At 33.4% G+C, this 19,712-nt stretch carries 14 protein-coding genes; 5 read left to right on the top strand and 9 right to left on the bottom strand.

Annotation, left to right across the window (positions count from 1 at the left end):
- Positions 1-3: 3 nt before the first annotated feature.
- The 8 genes from FUA22_RS02915 to FUA22_RS02880 all read right to left on the bottom strand — a co-directional run bounded on the left by FUA22_RS02915 (position 4) and on the right by FUA22_RS02880 (position 8,529).
- The gene (locus tag FUA22_RS02915) at positions 4-411 is read right to left on the bottom strand and encodes a GNAT family N-acetyltransferase (RefSeq protein WP_147766337.1); all 408 of its coding nucleotides are present in this window, start codon (positions 409-411) and stop codon (positions 4-6) included.
- The gene (locus FUA22_RS02910) at positions 408-1,109 is read right to left on the bottom strand and encodes a WbqC family protein (RefSeq protein ID WP_147766336.1); all 702 of its coding nucleotides are present in this window, start codon (positions 1,107-1,109) and stop codon (positions 408-410) included. Before FUA22_RS02910 ends, FUA22_RS02915 begins: the two co-directional genes overlap by 4 nt.
- Positions 1,106-2,185, bottom strand: a complete 1,080-nt coding sequence (locus FUA22_RS02905; protein WP_147766335.1) for a DegT/DnrJ/EryC1/StrS family aminotransferase — start codon at positions 2,183-2,185, stop codon at positions 1,106-1,108. The genes FUA22_RS02910 and FUA22_RS02905 overlap by 4 nt, the downstream gene beginning before the upstream one ends.
- The gene (locus FUA22_RS02900; protein WP_147766334.1) at positions 2,178-3,443 is read right to left on the bottom strand and encodes an ABC transporter ATP-binding protein; all 1,266 of its coding nucleotides are present in this window, start codon (positions 3,441-3,443) and stop codon (positions 2,178-2,180) included. The genes FUA22_RS02905 and FUA22_RS02900 overlap by 8 nt, the downstream gene beginning before the upstream one ends.
- 17 nt (positions 3,444-3,460) lie before the next feature.
- Positions 3,461-4,276 (bottom strand): glycosyltransferase, encoded by an 816-nt coding sequence (locus tag FUA22_RS02895; RefSeq protein WP_147766333.1) that lies wholly within the window; start codon positions 4,274-4,276, stop codon positions 3,461-3,463.
- 2 nt (positions 4,277-4,278) lie between these two features.
- Positions 4,279-5,142, bottom strand: a complete 864-nt coding sequence (locus FUA22_RS02890) for an ABC transporter permease (RefSeq protein WP_147766332.1) — start codon at positions 5,140-5,142, stop codon at positions 4,279-4,281.
- A gap of 117 nt (positions 5,143-5,259) precedes the next feature.
- Entirely contained in the window at positions 5,260-7,734 is a 2,475-nt protein-coding gene (locus tag FUA22_RS02885; RefSeq protein ID WP_147766331.1) for a GumC family protein, read from the bottom strand.
- Positions 7,735-7,737: 3 nt separating this feature from the next.
- The gene (locus FUA22_RS02880; RefSeq protein ID WP_147766330.1) at positions 7,738-8,529 is read right to left on the bottom strand and encodes a polysaccharide biosynthesis/export family protein; all 792 of its coding nucleotides are present in this window, start codon (positions 8,527-8,529) and stop codon (positions 7,738-7,740) included.
- Between the two features lie 1,025 nt (positions 8,530-9,554).
- On the opposite strand from FUA22_RS02880, the gene FUA22_RS02875 reads away from it, so the two are divergent.
- From FUA22_RS02875 to secA, 5 genes are all read left to right on the top strand, one after another.
- On the top strand, positions 9,555-11,417 hold the full coding sequence (locus tag FUA22_RS02875) for an ABC-F family ATP-binding cassette domain-containing protein (protein ID WP_147766329.1): 1,863 nt from the start codon (positions 9,555-9,557) through the stop codon (positions 11,415-11,417).
- Between the two features lie 3 nt (positions 11,418-11,420).
- Positions 11,421-12,194, top strand: a complete 774-nt coding sequence (locus tag FUA22_RS02870) for an O-methyltransferase (protein ID WP_147766328.1) — start codon at positions 11,421-11,423, stop codon at positions 12,192-12,194.
- Between the two features lie 380 nt (positions 12,195-12,574).
- Positions 12,575-13,147 (top strand): cob(I)yrinic acid a,c-diamide adenosyltransferase, encoded by a 573-nt coding sequence (locus FUA22_RS02865; protein WP_147766327.1) that lies wholly within the window; start codon positions 12,575-12,577, stop codon positions 13,145-13,147.
- Positions 13,148-13,616: 469 nt separating this feature from the next.
- Positions 13,617-13,838 (top strand): DUF2795 domain-containing protein, encoded by a 222-nt coding sequence (locus FUA22_RS02860; protein ID WP_019387375.1) that lies wholly within the window; start codon positions 13,617-13,619, stop codon positions 13,836-13,838.
- Between the two features lie 170 nt (positions 13,839-14,008).
- Complete coding sequence (gene secA, locus FUA22_RS02855) at positions 14,009-17,362, top strand: preprotein translocase subunit SecA (protein ID WP_147766326.1); 3,354 nt, start codon at positions 14,009-14,011, stop codon at positions 17,360-17,362.
- 149 nt (positions 17,363-17,511) lie between these two features.
- On the opposite strand, the gene argS is transcribed toward secA, so the two are convergent.
- Complete coding sequence (gene argS / locus FUA22_RS02850) at positions 17,512-19,284, bottom strand: arginine--tRNA ligase (protein WP_147766325.1); 1,773 nt, start codon at positions 19,282-19,284, stop codon at positions 17,512-17,514.
- Between the last annotated feature and the right edge of the window lie 428 nt (positions 19,285-19,712).

The following is a 19,712-nucleotide window of genomic DNA, read 5'->3' as shown; positions in this document are numbered from 1 at the left end:
TCATTATAGTATTAATTGCATATGAATTTTATTTGATGTTTGGTTTACAAACTCAAAACCAAATGATTGATATAACTTTATTGCTATTTCATTTTCAATTAAAACTTCTAAGTCAAAATTTTTAAATCCTTTATTTTTTAAATTATTGATAGCCATATTTAACAACTCTTTCCCATATCCCTTATTTTGATGTTCAGGATGCACAGCCAACATACTTAAGTATCCTATCAAACTTTTCTTGTCATTATCATAGTAAGCAATAAAAGCTTTTATATGCCCCTGCTTATAAATACTCAAAAAAGTTGCATTCTTTAAAATTTTGTCACAATATTCCCGTATTGATGAATCCACCAAACCACCCTGAAAATTTTCATCTATTAATGATAGTAATAATACTAAATCTTCTTTCATACGAGTTGATAATTACTTAAAAGTGACCTTGTTCTTTCCTTGGAATTAAACATCAACACATCTATAATCGATAAAGAGTCTACAAACCGATGTTGAAATTGATTATACCTTATTGTTTCGGATTGTAAAAAATTGAGATTAATACCTCTATCATTAAAATAAGTCTTATTATATAATTTTTGACCTCCAATAGGGTTAATGTAATTATACCTACCCGCTTCTCTGGCTATTGCTACTAATCTATCCCCTTTTTTGAGTGTTTTACTATTAGTATAATCCCTAGAACTCAATCTAAAGTAAGGTGTTAATTCCAAATAACCGCATACCTTAATTACACTATTAATGGCAATCTGAGATATAGTTTTAGAATCGTCTTCTAAAACATCTTTTACCAAATTATAAACACTTTTAAAATGCAGTGCATTTTTATAGGCATATTCCAAAGTTTTTAGAAAATCATCAACCCATTTTTTTGACAAAGCTACTTCAGTCTCGTTTATTAATTTATTCTGCGACGCTTTTTTTAATGGTAAAGTAAATTGATAACTATCTCCATTAACCAGTATAGCATTCCTGTTAATATATCCTTTTTTTATAAAATTTACATCGTCATAAAATACAAACTCATCTACAGCATTTATTAACTGAAAATAACCTATGTATGGAAAAAAATATGGTTGCATTATTGCTAGTTTCATAATTCACTCAAAACAATTTCTTTAATTCTTTTTATATTAAGTTCACCAAGACCACTATAAAAAGGCAAACAAAGAATGGTTTTAGACACTTTTTGACTGATGGGTATATTACCCATGTTAGACTTTACATAATTAAGTTTGCCTAGGTTGGGAAAAAAATAACGTCTAGGAAAAATTTGAGCTTCATTTAAAGCTTTCTTAACTCTCAACAATACTTCTTCAGTTTCAAATATTATTGGATAATACCCATAATTCCAAACTGTCTCTGGTCTTAAACTCAAACTAGATATATTATGCATTTTAAAAGCTTCTTGATAAAAAATAAAAATAGACTTCCTTTCTTCAATAATAGCATTCAAATATGGAAAAACGGCTAATCCCATTGCTGCCTGTAATTCACTCATCTTCGCATTAATACCCAAACCTTGAAAGGCTTCTTCTCCTAAATGCCCAAAATTATGATGATAATAGGCCTTATCATATAGTGCTTTTGAATTAGTAAATAGGGCGCCACCTTCCCCTGTGTGAAATAATTTAGTAGCGTGAAAGCTACAAGTACTAACATCGCCATAATTAAAAATGGATTGTCCTTTATAGGTCACTCCAAAACAATGTGCCGCATCATAAATAACTTTTAAATGATGTTTCTTAGCAATAGCATCTATAGCCTCTATATGACAGGGGTTACCAAACACATGAGTTGCCAATATAGCCGATGTGTCTGGAGTAATAGCCGCTTCTATCTTAGTTTCATCTATGGTTAAATATTCTGGGTGAATATCTACAAAAATTGGCTTGCAGCCTTCCCAAACAATACTGGAGGTAGTGGCCACATAACTAAAGGGCGTTGTAATGATCTCTCCTTTTAAACCTAGAACTTTTATAGCAATTTGCAATGGTAAAGTGCCATTGGTCATAGCTACCACATGATTTACATTGAGATACTTTTTAAGCTTATTTTCCAGCTCTTTAACTAAAACTCCTCGATTTGTAATCCACCCCGTTTCCCAAGCTCTGTTAAGAATAGCTTGATACTCATCTTGTGGTGGTAAAAATGTTTTTGTTACATTAATCATTAGCGTTATGCCATTCAAATTGAGGTCTAATATATCCTGGTTCTTTACCCATATAAACACCAATATCTCTGGTACCATCAGCCACTACAAAACTAATGATATCTTTCTCGATACAAATAGCTTTTCGTTTGTCTTTAATAAAGAAGAATGATAAAAAGTATTGGCCAGATTGTAAAAATCCCTTGGGGAAATAACAAGACATAATATTCTCTCCTTGTTTTAAAGGTGCTTTTGTACTAGAAAAAGAAAACATAGGATCTCCCATTTCATTAAATATATGATATGTAATATGATAATCCTCTGGGTTGGGCGCTTTAAAATTCAAAAATGTCTTTATCTCAATTTCGGCATCTTCAACAATGGCATCATCTACCAACCTATTGGTATTCTTTACACTTATTTGGTGTAAATGAAAGACTTCTTTATTTATTGCGTTTCCAAATTTACGGTGATTTAATAAATCTGCACCCCCTTTTAAATAAAAGCTCACTGCATCATCGGTTGACCCATTGTATACTACTTCTCCGTGCTCTAAAACCAAAGCCCTGGTGCATAAAGACTTTACAGATGCCATATTATGACTAACAAATAAAACCGTACGTCCTTGCCCTCTACTAATATCTTGCATTTTACCTATGGCTTTTTTCTGAAACTCTGCATCACCAACAGCCAGCACTTCATCAATTACCAAGATATCGGGTTCTAAAAAGGCAGCCACGGCAAAAGCCAATCTCACCCGCATTCCAGAAGAATAGCGCTTAACTGGTGTATCAATATAATTTTGACAACCACTAAACTCAATAATATCAGCTTCCTTTTGTTTAATTTCGGATTTGGTCATGCCTAGTATAGCCCCGTTGAGATAAATATTTTCTCTACCCGTTAGTTCTGAATGGAAGCCCGTACCTACCTCTAAAAGAGAAGCAATACGCCCTCTAGTCTTTACAACACCTGTTGTAGGCATGGTTATTCTAGATAATATTTTAAGAAGTGTAGATTTCCCTGCTCCATTTTTCCCTATGATACCTAAAACCTCTCCTTCCTTGACTTCTATGTTAATATCTCTAAGCGCCCAAACATAATTAGAATCACTTTTTTGATGACGAATATTAACCGCGCCCACTTTAAGAAAAGGATCTGGCTTTTTTAGAAGCTTATACCACCAACGCTTTAAATCATCGCTTAAAGTTCCCGTACCAATAAGTCCTAAACGGTATTGCTTAGATAAATTTTCAATTTTTAAAATTATGGAACTCATGAACTTAATGTAGTTGATTAATTATTACGAAACTGATACATTCTTTTTTTTAGTTTCTTGTAAAGGATAAATATATAATATCTAAAACTAAATGTTATGTTTTCTAAAAAATCAAAGCCATCCAAATATGCTTTTTTGTAAGTAAGCTGATTTCCTAAAGCATTAGATACATTTCTATCATGTATTATTTGCAACCAATAAAAGCCATTCTTCACAGGTATATAGTCTACAACACCTACCCAAGACGTATGCTCTCTATTATATACGGTTAATATGGGTTCGTTTAGTATCAAATTCTCACATAAACTTATAAACGGTCCTGACACCACATTTTTCCTTAGTGCTAATTTATATTCACCCGACACCTGAAGTGTTAATCCATTAGATAAATCAATAATGCTCCGTTTCTTGTTTGTGAAATGCTCTTGAATGACACTTATAGCATCCTTATGAAAACAATCGTCGTTATCCAAGCGTGTTGTGATTACATATTTGAAATTAGCCTCTAAATTGGTTTCAATAATTTCTGGTAATTCAACATGGAAGGCTTCAAAATCTTTAACATATATGGGAGTAAATTGGCTAAAAACTTTATTTAAATTTATATTCTTTTCTCTAAATAATTGCGGTGTGGTTTCATCAAAGAACACTAACCATTTAAAGTCCAAATTGGTCTGGTTCCTCATGGATGGAAAACAATATTTTTCAAAAATATCATATCTATTCTTTAACCATATGTTATTATTAAGCTCTACTCCTTTTTTATCAGAACCCCAAATAGATTGCCTTAAATTAAACCTAGTGATAACAAAATGATTAAAAGGTTTGGACATTATTAAACGGTATCAATAAATTTCTTTTCCGTGGCGTTAAAAATTAGTATCCCAAAAAACAAGACTATCAAAGTAATTACGCAAGTATATAATAAACCATACCAGGACATGGTACCATCACTAAGTAACATGAATCTGGCCGTTTCAACAACATAGGCCATGGGATTATATTCTACCAACCACGCGAAACGTGGCAGTTTTTCGCGCATTAAACTAAGCGGGTACATCACTGCCGATAGATACATTAACAACTGCACTCCAAAGCCTATTAAAAATTTTAAATCTTTATATTTAGTAACCATGGAAGAAATAAGCATCCCAATACCTAAGCCAAATAAACCCATAATAACCACTAATACAGGGAATAATATAATTAATCCATTGACATGTATCTGGGCACCGTTAACGTAATAATATATGTAAAAGCCAATAAAAATAAGTAATTGAATCCCAAATTTGAACAAATTTGTGATGACCACTGATAAGGGTATAATGATTCTTGGAAAATACACTTTACTAAACATACCAGCGTTTGAAGCAAAGGTATTTGAAGTACCAGTTAAACAGGATTTAAAATAGGTCCATACAGAAATACCAGCCAAATTAAACAAAAACGATGGTACTTGGCCTGTTTCTATATTGGCCACCTTATTAAAAATAATAGTAAATGTAAGTGCCGTAAACAAGGGTTGAATCAGATACCACAGAGGCCCTAAAATAGTCTGCTTATAAACAGTAATAACATTTCGTTTGACAAACAGAAACATGAGGTCTCTATACTTCCATATTTCTTCAAAATTGAAGTCAATAAATTTTCTGTTAGATGAAATGGTATATAACCATTTATTATTAGTAGAAATACTCAAAGTTAAGGGCTTAAAATTATACCGCTAAGATAAAATAATTTAGAAACTCTTTATTAGATTTAAAAGATAGACACTTTATTAGGTATTTTTAAAGTGTCTTTTTTGTCTTATTATAATTTATGACCAAAGCTTTAGCCAGCTCTTTAATTTATATTTTAGGCCTTTTTTAGAGCTTTCATGATAAGCCTCACCATACACCCCATAACCATAACCATAGCCATAGCCATAACCATACCCGTAATTTTGATTGGTTTTGTGTTTATAAAAATTCAGGACAAAACTTACATTTTTCAACTCTCCCTTTCTGTATTTGGCATTCACCAATTGTAACATCCCTTTTTTTGTATAATCTAAACGCACTACAAACAAAGTAGCGTCTGCAAAATTGGAAATTTCCAAAGCGTCAGTCACCAAACCTAAAGGTGGTGTGTCTAAAATAATCATATCATATTCCTGTCTTAAATCTTCTATCAATTTAGACAAACGATTGCCCATAAGCATTTCTGAAGGATTTGGAGGGATAGGACCAGAAGTCACCACATCTAAATTTTCAATATGCGTTTTATTTAAGACTTCGTGAAATTGAGCGTCTTCAATCAAATAGTTCACAATGCCTTGTTCGTTATTTAAATTAAAATCGTTAAAGATTTTTGGTTTTCGCAAATCAAGACCTAATAAAATGGTTTTTTTGCCAGATAAGGCATAGGCCGTAGCTATGTTAATAGAGCAAAAGGTTTTTCCTTCTCCACTCACCGAAGAGGTAAGCATAAGTGTTCTGCCTCCTTCTTTCTTTTTATTTTTATAAAAAAACTGCAAACTAGAACGAATGGACCTAAAGGACTCTGCCTCCGCCGACTTCGGTTTTTCATTAACGACCAAATTATTATGATACCGATACTTACCTATTAACCCAAGGATTGGAATGGTAGACAAACGTTCAACCTCATCCGATCCGTGAATGGTAGTATCTAGTAGAAACACCACAAAAATAAGAGCTAAAGGCGCAAAGAAGCCCACCATTAAGGCCATCATATAGTTCAGACTTTTATTAGGCCCTATGGGGCCATTCCCAATATCTTTGGCTTCATCAATCATAGAAATATCAGACACATTAGCCGCTTTTACAATAGCCGCCTCACTACGTTTGGCCAAATAGACGTTATAAGCTTCCTGACTCAGGTCTAGCTTACGCTGAATTTTTAAAAACTGTTGTTGATCTTCGGGTAAGTCGGATAACTTAGACTCTAATCTGGCGATTTGGTTATTTATAGAATTTAACTGAATGTTGACTGTCCCTTTTGTGCCTTTTATTATTTCAAATAAGACATTCTTTTCCGCATCAATCCTACTATCCAATTCCTTAAATAAAGAAGAACCTTCCTTTGTAGTGGCTTCCAGATTTTGGCGTTCAATGGCCAAATTTGTAATTTTACCTACACTTGTTAAGATATTAGACTCCTCAATACCTACGGAAGTCGGTGCCGCTATTTCGGTATAATCTGTTTTAGTTCTCAGGTAGTTTTCTAATAAATCTAAGTACTTTATCTTATTGTTTACAGCTTCCTTTTCCTTATCTAACGTCTTTAATTTAGAAGATACTTCTTGCAATTCCTCATCTACATCAAAAACTTTACTTTGTCTTCTAAAGTCATTCATTTCCTCATTCACAGATTTCAAATCGGAATTAACAGCTGCTAAACTACTATCAATAAATTTTATGGTATTGGTAGCATATTGGTTTTTATGCTCTAATTCTGTCTTACTCAATATGGCAACCGTGGCATTTAAATAATCTACAATTTTCCCCTTGTTTGCACCATTCATTGATAGTCTTAAAACTGAGGAAGTCTGTCCACTCGGGCTAGCTCTTACTATATTTTTGTATTGGTTTACAATACCATCAAAATCTAAGAACTGCACATAATATTCTGATTTGGGTGTTATTGAAGTTGAAGGTCTTTTATGTAAAATAAAGTGAGCAAAGGGCAGTGAAACCTTTTCTCCAATTTTAAACTCTTTGGTAAACTCTCCCAAAGGAACCTTAACTCCTACTTTTTTCTTATTTAAATATACCTGCCCACTCGCATTTTCACTTTCGGAAGATGTAAAAACCTCATAACGCTCATTACTCAAAAAGCGTATACCAATATACCGTCCCAAAACTTGCGCTTTAGACTTATCAATTTCCAAATAAAAAGGCGCTTTTTTATAAATATCTATCTTTCTGTATTTCCCTTCGACCATATAACGCATATAGTATTGCAAGGAGTCTACCACTTTCTCATTATGCCGTCTGGTCCCTAATGTTGTGATGACTTTGCCTACCTTTCCAGAAACGCCTCCCCAATTAAAGGAAATACTGGTATTGGCTGTAAAAAACGGATTTTGATCATTCTCTATAGATACCAAAGCTCCTAATCTGTAGACATTTTGTTTCCTTACATTAATAGAATACGCTACAATAAGTGCCACCCCAATGGAAAGAAAGATTAACTTCCAAAGGTGTAAGACCTTAAATAAAAAGCCTTTAAAATCAAAGGTCATCCCCTTTGATTCTACATGGTCTAAATCTTCAAATTCGTTATAAGACATAGGTTAGATTCGTTGAAATAGCAAAATAGACGTTGTAACAAGTGATAAAATAGTGGCTATTGAACTTATATTTTGTAAAGCATTTGTACCCGTGCCCCATGATTTTTGCTTTACAGGCTTCACATAGATCATATCATTGGGTTGCACATAATAGTAAGGCGAATTCATAACATTAAGATCGGTTAAATCGATATGATGAATTTTTTGACCTTGTGGATACTGCCTTACAATTAAAACATCTGTTTTATCACCTGTATCTGTTATGTCTCCAGCATTAGCGATGGCTTCAAAAATATTAACACGTTCTTGGTATATGGTTTGCATACCTTTACCTATCTCTCCATAAGTGGTGTATCTTAAACCGGTAAGTTTTACCGTTACAAATATATTAGCCGTTTCCTTAAATTGATCTTCTAACAGCTTATCTGTTATCAATTTTTCAATTTCCGTAGTGGTATATCCTAATACATTCATCTCACCCAATTCCGGGATTCTTATGTTCCCATGTAAATCAACCGTAAAACCATCAAAATAAGCCCGTTCTGATCCACTGGCATTTAAATTACCGATACCAATAGGATTGAAAATCTGCACATTATCCTGATCTGTTACCTTGATACGTACATTTAGAATATCATTAATTTGTACGCGATACGGTTTTTGTTGTTCTACAATAACTTGAAGCGAATCTGTAGCCGTACTTTTATTCTGTAGATACAAGGTGTCCTTATAAGGAATACATGATGTATAAAAAATGGATAAAAGTATTATAGAAACTAAAAAGTATCTCTTCATATTGAGGCACATTGATGAAACACAAATCTACATATTTTTTTTGTTTTAAAACATCCTAATATGGTGCTTTAGTGGAATGCTTGGACCAGTGGTTGTTCCGGATATTTATACTGAGTCCTATCGAAGAGCAATCCTGATAAAAAATGGGATTACTTGAACTGAGGTATTCATATATTCTTGATTTGATAAGCATAACGGATTCGATACGTATTTTATTGGTGGAACCTTTAAGTTTTAATATGAATGTGGAAGTCATAACACTTCGACTGCGCTCAGTGTGACACAGTTAATTTACTTTTCGGGTGCCATAACTTAAGAATAACATGTTTTTAATGGTCAATTTTAATGAAAACGTGAAACTACACTTCGACTAAATCCTCTAGCTACTTTCAAATAAAATATATTTTATTTTCAGCAATGCTCAGTATGACAATGGTCTTTGTTGGGTGAGATTCTTCAGTCGCATACTCCTTCTGAATGACAAGATATATATGATATTAGCTGTCAGTTTAACGAAAACCTAAATAACCACTTCGACGGAGTCTATGCTGAGCGCAGACGAAGTACTCAGTGTAACAGTAATATAAAAATTACGCGCCGTCATTCTGAGCGAGGACTTGTCTGAGCGTAAGAATCTTTTGGTTTTTAGTTCAAATAATGAGATTCTTCAGTCGCATACTCCTTTTGAATGACAGGACATATATGCTATTAGCTGTCAGTTTAACGAAAACCTAAATAACCACTTCGACGGAGTCTATGTTTTACGCAGAAAAATTACTCAGTATGACATTAATATAAAAATCACGCGCAGTCATTCTGAGCGAGGTACGAGCGTAAGAATCTCCTCCAATCAAAACCACATAATCAAAATACTCTTCTTCAATTAATAGATTATTCAGTCGCATACTCCTTCTAAATGACAAGATCTAAGTTATTTAAAGTAAACCGCTGTTAAGCACAGAAACTCATACATAAATCACTTAATTTTTCCTCAATTTATCCCATATTTGCAAAAAAGCATTCCTTTGAACTACTTAACAGTTGAAAATATAACAAAATCTTATGGCGAATTGGTTCTTTTTGAAGACCTCTCATTCAGCGTTCATAAGGACCAAAAAATAGCCTTTATTGCAAAGAATGGCACTGGAAAAACATCTATACTAAACATCTTATCAGGTGATGATGAACCAGATAATGGTAATATTATTTACAGAAAAGACATTAAAGTATCTTTCTTAAGTCAAGACCCAAAGTTTGATAATAAACTAACCATTGAAGAAACAATATTTGCAAGTGACAACCCAATCTTGTCAATCATTCATAATTATGAACAAGCGCTTTTAAATCCTGATGATACCGAGACATATCAGAAAGCTTTTGAATCCATGGAGCAACACCAAGCCTGGGATTTTGAAACCTTATACAAACAAATACTTTTCAAATTAAAACTTGATGATTTAAGTCAAAAAGTAGGACTACTTTCTGGTGGGCAAAAAAAACGATTAGCTCTTGCTAATGCTCTAATTAACAAACCAGATCTACTTATTCTAGATGAGCCTACAAATCATTTAGATTTGGAAATGATTGAATGGTTGGAATCCTTTTTTGCTAAAGAAAATATCACCTTATTTATGGTTACCCATGATCGGTATTTTCTAGAACGTGTTTGTAATGAAATCATTGAATTAGATGAAGGCATATTGTACGGTTACAAAGGTAATTATTCATACTACCTAGAAAAACGAGAGGCAAGAATAGAACGTGAGGCTGTTGAAACGGGAAAAGCCAAACAACTCTTTAAAAAAGAATTGGCTTGGATGCGCAGACAACCCAAAGCTAGAACTACAAAATCGAAATCTAGAATAGATGATTTTGCAGATATAAAACACAGAGCGCATCAACGCAGAAATGACCATGAAGTTCAATTAGAATTGAATATGGAACGTTTAGGAAGCAAGATTATTGAATTCCATAATGTTTCAAAATCTTTTGAAGATAAAACCATTTTAAAAGGATTTGACTACACTTTTAAAAAAGGCGAACGTGTTGGAATCATTGGGAAAAATGGCACAGGAAAAACAACCTTTCTAAACATTTTGACACAAACCGCACAACCTGATGGTGGTAAAGTAGTTAAGGGGGATACAGTTAAATTTGGCTACTATACCCAAAGTGGTATTACCATAAAACCCGAACAAAAAGTTATTGATGTTATAAGAGAATTTGGTGATTACATTCCACTAAAAAAAGGTCGCCAAATTAGTGCTCAGCAACTTTTAGAACGTTTTTTATTTAGTAGAAAGAAACAGTATGATTTTGTTGAAAAACTAAGTGGTGGAGAACGTAAACGTTTGTATTTGTGTACGATTTTAATTCAAAACCCTAACTTTTTAATTCTTGATGAGCCAACAAACGATCTAGATATTGTTACACTCAATGTTTTAGAAAGTTTTCTAATGGACTTCCCAGGGTGTATCATAGTAGTGTCTCACGATAGATATTTTATGGATAAGGTGGTAGATCATCTTTTTGTATTTAAAGGTGATGGTGTTATTGATGATTTCCCTGGAAACTATACAGACTATCGTGTTTATGAAGATAGTCAGCCCGTAATTTCAAAAGTCACGGAGGATAAAAAGGATAAACAATCTTGGAAACAAAACGAGGCTTCTAAGCTTTCTTTTAATGAAGAAAAAGAACTTAGAAATATTGAAAGTAAACTCAAGTCTTTAACTTACGATAAAAAGGAATTGGAAAATAAATTTTTAAATCCGGATTTATCTCAGGATGATATAAACAAATTATCTGAAGAACTTCAAGGTATTATTTCTACTATTGAATCTAAAGAAGAGCGTTGGTTTGAATTATCCGAAAAATTAGAGGGTTGATAAATGTTTTATCAAATAATTCAATACATAAAATTTATATTTAAATCTACCAACCAGCATGGTGTACACTCGCCTTTTATGTATGATTTGGTTACTAAATGTTTTTATGATAAAAAGATATATCCAGAGTATAAGAATATTGCTAATTATCGTAATGAATTATTAAAAAATAATAACTTCCTTGAAGTTAACGATCTTGGTCCTGGCTCTAGAAAAACTAAAACTAACAAAAGACAAATTGGTGAAATAGCAAAAACATCTGGAACTACAATAAAACGAGCAAAATTACTTTATAGAATTTCTAAATATTTTAAGTCTAATACTGTTTTAGAACTGGGAACCTCTTTGGGGACAGCAACACAAGCTATTGGTTTAGGATTTCCCGAATCCAATATCACTACTATTGAAGGTTGCCCTAATATTTCATTCTTTTCTAAAAGTAATTTCAAAAAACAACAATTGAACAATATTGAAGTTTTAACGGGAGATTTTGATGAAACCATTAAAAACCTGTCTAATAAAAGTTATGACCTCATTTTCTTTGACGGGAATCATCAAAAAGAAGCTACTTTAAGTTATTTCGAGAATTTATTGCCTAAAACCAATAACAATACAGTTTTTATTTTTGATGATATTTACTGGTCTAAGGAAATGACCGAAGCTTGGGAAACCATAAAACAACACCCAAAAGTCACCGTTTCTCTTGATACTTTTTATTGGGGATTTGTATTTTTTAGAAAGGAGCAAGCCAAGGAACACTTTACGTTAAGAGTTTAATCGTCATTCTGAGGGAGGAACGACCGTAAGAATCTGTTTAATTAAATAGACAAACTTTATCAATGAAGGCTGTATATGAGGAGATTGTTACGTCACTTCGTTCCTCACAATGACGTAATGTTTATATTATTTTTCGTCGTTCTGAGAGAGGAACGAGCGTAAGAATCTGTTTAATTAAATAGACAAACTATATCAATGAGGTTTGTATAGGAGCAGATTGTTACGTCACTGCGTTCCTCATAATGACGTCTTTTTTAGCTATCAACCCAAAAATTATTTTTAAAAATAAATTCCTGCCTTCGCAAGAATGACAAAGGTCGGTTTATTAGAATTCACACAAAATCTTTTAACTTTTAACTTTTAACTTCTAACTTTGAATTATGAAAGTTTACACAAAAACAGGCGATAAAGGTACCACAGCGTTATTTGGAGGAACACGCGTACCAAAACATCATATTAGAATTGACAGCTACGGAACTGTAGATGAATTGAATTCTTATCTTGGTTTAATTAGAGATCAGGATATTAATTCGCACTATCAAGACCTTTTAATTAAGATTCAACACAACCTATTTACCGTAGGAGCCACCCTTGCCACAGACCCTGATAAAGCCATTTTAAAAAGTGGAAAAGAACGTTTAAATATTGATAAAATTTCTGAAGAGGACGTTATTCTGTTAGAAAAAGAAATGGACACGATGAACGAAGCCTTACCTCCTATGACTCATTTTGTGCTTCCTGGAGGTCATCAAACCGTGTCATTCTGTCACATAGCCCGGTGTGTTTGCCGTAGAGCTGAACGTTTAGCTACTGCGTTAAATGAAATTGAATCTGTTGAAACTAACTCTTTAGTCTATTTGAACCGCCTTTCTGACTATCTTTTTGTATTGGCACGAAAGTTGACCCACGACTTACAAGCGAATGAAGTTAAATGGATTCCTGAAAAGAAATAAATTCTTGAAGGCAAAATCCGAAAAGCAGAAATTTGAAAGTATGCAATTACATATTTTATGTAAAATGAAAATTGCAAACTAGTACGCGTTAGGGATTGAGGTATTGTTGGAGCTACTCAAAGAGAGCGACTACCGAAAGCGCGACCCAATTGGGTAACGCCCAAATTATTTGCACAATAATTGTTATGTTATATTATTATTAACATAGCAGAAATAATTTCAACTGTTTAGAGTACAAAAAGATATGTTCTTTTAATTAATGATTAAATGAGGTTAAAAAATGTTTTAAAAATATTGAGACTATTTTATACCATTTTTTTAACGAAAGCGAAGCGGTTGATATTCAACTAAACCTTTTAATTACTTTTTTTGAAAAAATTAAAAGTTTAAATGAATATGAAATAATTCAATTTTTTCTTGCACGTTTAAACTAAAAAATTATTTTTGCAGAAAAATAAACCTAGAAGAAATGTATTGGACTTTAGAACTAGCATCTTATTTAAGTGATGCCCCTTGGCCAGCGACAAAAGACGAGTTAATTGACTACGCTATTAGAACTGGTGCTCCTTTAGAAGTTGTTGAAAATTTACAGTCTATTGAAGACGAAGGCGATTCGTATGATTCTATTGAAGAAATCTGGTCTGATTACCCAACAGATGAAGATTATCTTTGGAATGAAGATGAATATTAAAACAAAGCATAAAGAATAGTTTAAAAAGTCTCGGTTTGAGACTTTTTTTTATTCTAATAGGTTTATAAACACGGTAACAAAATGTATCTTTGAATGCTTTTGTTACAAGTATAAAAAATTAAGAAAAACACCTAGGGAAACCCTAGTAAAAATATATAAAACATAAAACCATGAGTTTTTTAAATTCTGTCCTAAAAGTATTTGTAGGAGATAAATCTAAACAAGACGTAAAAGCCATTACGCCCATTGTTGAACAGGTAAAAACATTTGAGTCGGCTTTAGAGGCTCTATCACATGATGAGCTTAGAAACAAAACTGTTGAGTTTAAGGCAAAAATTGCTGAAGCTTGTAAAGATTTAAACGATAAAATTAATAATCTAACCGAAGAAGCTGAAAACACCGAAGATATTGACAGACGTGAAGACATCTACCAAGACATTGATAAATTACATGATGATGTTTACAGCGTTACAGAAGATGTATTAAATGATATTTTACCCGAAGCTTTTGCTGTGGTAAAAGAAACTGCTAAACGTTTTGTAAATAACACGTCTATAACGGTACAAGCCACCACTTATGATAGAGAATTATCAGGGTCTAAAGAATATATAACTCTTGAAGGTGATAACGCCACTTGGGCAAATTCTTGGGATGCTGCTGGTAAACCTATTACTTGGGATATGGTTCATTATGATGTGCAGCTCATTGGTGGTATTGCCATGCACCAAGGAAAAATTGCCGAAATGCACACGGGTGAAGGTAAAACACTTGTAGCTACTTTACCAGTTTATTTAAATGCGCTTTCTGGCAAGGGTGTTCATTTGGTAACAGTTAACGATTATCTTGCAAAACGTGATAGCGCGTGGATGGCTCCTATTTTTGAGTTCCATGGTTTAAGTGTTGACTGTATTGATTATCATCAGCCAAATTCTGATGCGCGTAAAAAAGCTTACAACGCCGATATTACTTACGGAACCAACAATGAATTTGGTTTTGATTACTTACGTGATAATATGGCGCACTCTCCTGACGATTTAGTACAACGTCCGCACCACTATGCAATTGTGGATGAGGTAGATTCTGTATTAGTTGATGATGCGCGAACGCCATTGATTATTTCAGGTCCGATACCTAAAGGAGATCGTCATGAGTTTAATGAGCTTAAACCAAAAGTTGAAGACATTGTTAGTGTTCAACGTAAATATTTAACAGGTGTATTAGCAGAAGCAAAAAAATTAATTAAAGAAGGTGACACTAAAGAAGGTGGTTTCCAGTTACTTCGAGTATACAGAGGTATTCCCAAGAATAAAGCCCTTATTAAGTTTTTAAGTGAAGAAGGTGTAAAAATGCTTCTACAAAAAACTGAAAACTTTTATATGCAGGACAACAACCGTGAAATGCCTAAGGTTGATGCCGAATTATACTATGTTATAGATGAAAAGAACAATCAGGTAGAACTTTCTGATAAAGGTGTTGAATTCTTATCTGGAAAAGATGATCCTAATTTCTTTGTGATGCCAGAAATTGGTATTGAAATTGCGAAGATTGAAAATCAAGGTTTATCATCTGAGGAAGAAGCTGATCTTAAAGAAGAATTATTTAAAGAGTTTGGTGTAAAATCTGAACGTATCCATACACTTAACCAATTATTGAAAGCATATGCTTTATTTGAAAAAGACACACAGTACGTGGTCATGGAAAATAAGGTCATGATTGTAGATGAGCAAACGGGTCGTATTATGGACGGTCGTCGTTATAGTGACGGGTTACACCAAGCTATTGAAGCCAAGGAAAACGTAAAGATTGAAGACGCTACACAAACTTTTGCAACCGTAACATTACAGAACTATTTTAGAATGTACCGCAAACTATCTGGTATGACGGGTACGGCGGTTACTGAAGCTGGCGAGTTCTGGGAAATTTACAAATTAGATGTTGTTGAAATACCAACCAACAGGCCTATTGCTAGAGATGATCGAGAGGATTTAGTATATAAAACTAAACGCGAAAAGTATAATGCGGTTATTGATGAAGTTACGCAACTTTCACAAGCAGGTCGTCCCGTATTGATTGGTACAACATCCGTTGAAATTTCAGAGTTATTAGGGAAAATGCTTAGTATTAGAAAAGTACCTCATAATGTACTGAATGCAAAACAGCATAAAAAAGAAGCCGAAATTGTTGATGAAGCTGGTAGAACAGGGCAAGTTACTATAGCGACAAATATGGCCGGTCGTGGTACCGATATCAAGTTATCTGATGAAGTGAAAAAAGCTGGTGGTTTAGCTATTGTAGGTACGGAGCGTCATGATTCACGTCGTGTAGATAGGCAGTTACGTGGTCGTGCTGGTCGTCAGGGTGATGTTGGTAGTTCTCAATTCTACGTATCCTTAGAAGATAATTTAATGCGTTTATTTGGTAGTGAGCGAATTGCCAAAATGATGGATAGAATGGGATTGAAGGAAGGTGAAGTGATTCAGCATTCTATGATTTCCAAATCTATTGAACGTGCACAGAAAAAAGTAGAGGAAAACAACTTTGGAGTTCGTAAACGATTGTTAGAATATGATGACGTTATGAATGCACAACGTGAGGTTGTTTACAAACGTAGAAAGCACGCATTGCATGGTGAACGTCTTCGAGTAGATTTGGCAAATATGATCTTCGATACTTCGGAAGGAATTGCTAATACAAACAAAGGTGCGAATGATTTTAAAAATTTCGAGTTTGAATTGATTCGTTATTTCTCAATGAGTTCGCCTATTTCGGAAGACGAATTTGGAAGTTTATCTGAACAAGAAATAACTTCAAAAATTTACAAGTCGGCTTTTGAGCATTATCGTGAAAAAATGGAACGTAATGCTGATATTGCATTTCCTGTAATTAAAAATGTATACGAAAATCAGCGTGATAAATACAAACGCATTGTAGTTCCTTTTACTGATGGCGTAAAAAGCTTAAACGTAGTTACAGATCTTGAAAAGGCTTACGAAACAAATGGTAAGCAGTTAATCACCGATTTTGAAAAGAACATTACACTAGCCATTATTGATGATGCTTGGAAAACCCATTTACGCAAAATGGATGAGTTAAAGCAATCTGTTCAGTTGGCAGTTCACGAGCAAAAAGATCCGTTATTGATTTATAAGTTTGAAGCTTTTGAATTGTTTAAAGCTATGATTGACCAGGTGAATAAAGATGTTATTTCTTTCTTATTTAAAGGTGAATTACCGCAAGAAACTCAAGATAACATTCAAGAAGCCAGAGCAAGAAAACAAGAGAAGGTACAAACTACTAAAGAGGAAATCCCTAATTTGGATGAGCGTGCTGCCGAAAGTAGAGCTGCTGGTAACACCCAACGTCAGCAACAAGTGGTTGAAACCATTGTACGTGACAAACCAAAAATTGGGCGTAATGACCGTGTAACCATCAAACATGTTATTAATGGTGAAAACAAAACCTTAAAATACAAACAAGCAGAACCTCTAATTGCTAAAGGTGATTGGGTTTTGGTTGAAGAATAAAGACGTCATACGAGGAGAGAATCGACGTAGTAATCTCTTTCTAAGTAGGTAGATTTCCAAATCACACTTAGGTGTGATTCGCAATGACAAACAAAAAATCCCGATAGAAAAACCTATCGGGATTTTTTGATTCTGTTTTACATTTTAACCTACATCCTTTCAGGCACCTGAATACCTAAAACACTAAAAGCATTTTTAATAGTATTTGCAACCACTTTAGACAATTGCACTCTAAACATTTTTTCTTCTTCATTATCAGCACCTAAAATAGACACGTTCTGGTAAAAGGAACTAAATACTTTTACTAAATCATAAGTATAATTAGCTATTAAAGCAGGACTATGTTGAGATGCTGCATTCTGAACCACTTCCGGAAACAATTGTAATTGCTTTAATAGTTCTTTTTCCTTTGCATGTAATTCAACGGTAACGTCTTTTTCTTCAATAGAAGCCTTTCGTAAAATAGATTGGATTCTTGCGTACGCCATTTGAATATATGGTGCCGCATTCCCCTGGAAATCTATAGACTCCTTTGGGTCAAATAGAATGCGCTTTTTAGGATCTACTTTTAAAATATAATACTTCAAAGCACCTATACCAATGGTTTTATATAATGCCTTCTTTTCTTCTTTAGAATAGCCTTCTAACTTTCCGAGCTCTTTAGATATCTCTTCTGCAGTAGAAGCCATTTCCTCAACCAGATCGTCGGCATCAACAACGGTACCTTCTCTACTCTTCATTTTGCCACTTGGTAAATCTACCATACCATAACTTAAATGGTATAGATTCTTAGCCCAGTCAAAACCTAACTTTTTCAGAATTAAAAAGAGCACTTGAAAATGGTAATCTTGTTCATTTCCAACGGTATAAACCATTCCACCAACATCTGGAAAATCTTTTATACGTTGAATTGCTGTACCAATATCTTGAGTCATATAAACAGCCGTTCCATCTGCACGTTGTACTATTTTTTTATCGAGACCTTCATCTGTTAAATCACACCAAACAGAACCATCCGCTTCCGTCTGAAAGACACCAGATTTTAACCCTTCAGCAACAAATTCCTTTCCTAATAAATACGTGTTACTCTCATAATACAAGGTATCAAAATCAACTCCAAGATTTTTGTAGGTTTCATTAAAGCCATCATAAACCCATGCGTTCATGGTCTTCCAAAGGGTAACCGTTTCTTCATCGCCAGCTTCCCATTTTCTAAGCATGTCTTGGGCTTCTAACAATATGGGAGCGTTCTTTATTGCCTCCTCTTCTGATGCTCCTGAAGCTACTAAACTTTCAATCTCCTTTTTATATTCTTGGTCGAACTTAACATAATAATTACCAACTAACTTATCGCCCTTTAAACCAGTACTTTCAGGAGTTTCATTATTTCCATAACACTTCCAAGCCAACATACTTTTACAAATATGAATCCCTCTATCATTAATAATTTGGGTCTTGTAAACCTTTTTACCAGAAGCTTTCAAAATTTCAGAAACACTATAGCCTAAAAGGTTATTTCTAATATGCCCTAGGTGTAACGGCTTGTTGGTGTTTGGTGAAGAATACTCAACCATTATAGCTTTTTCATCTGGATTTGGCTGGACGAATCCGAAGCTATCATTATTCTTAATCCCATTAAAAAAGTTAAGGTAGTATGAGTCACTTATTTCAATATTCAAAAAACCCTTCACAACGTTAAACGCTTTTACATCATCTACATTTTCTACTAAATAACCGCCAATAGTCTCACCAATTTGTACTGGGTTTCCCTTTAGATATCTTAACATTGGAAAAACAACTACGGTAATATCTCCAGCAAATTCTTTTCTTGTTGCTTGAAACTCCACAGATTCAATTTCAACATTAAAAGAGGCTAAAACAGCTAGTTTTACTTGGTTTGATAAGGTTTCTTGAAGGCTCATTAATAGACTTTTTTTAGGTGAGCAAAGATAAAACTTTTATTAAAGCTTTATTATAAAAATGAATAGATAAAATTAAAGAGAAAATCTTTAGATAAATATCATTAAATCATGTATTGGGGTTTCAAATAAACTATTAACCTCACTTAGTTAAGATATGTATTTCATCGACAAAAGTGCATTTTTCCCATGATTTATGCCGTTCATCTATTCGTCGAATTTTTAACGAATTTTACGGCTTCATTTTATCTAATATATTGGTATTAAAACGCAGAAATTAGATTTTAAAAGGGCTTTTTGCAAATTTTGTTATACAGAGCTATTAATTATTCATAAAATATATCATTTTAAAAGCTAACTAACAAACGCTATAACTTAATAAATAATAAAGTATTCTTAATCTCCCTCCATATTAGAAAGCTTTATATATA

The organism is Seonamhaeicola maritimus, assembly GCF_008056315.1.
GTDB lineage: Bacteria > Bacteroidota > Bacteroidia > Flavobacteriales > Flavobacteriaceae > Seonamhaeicola > Seonamhaeicola maritimus.
The sequence above is the reverse complement of the archived record's forward strand: the minus strand, read 5'-3'. Positions and strand labels throughout refer to the sequence as shown.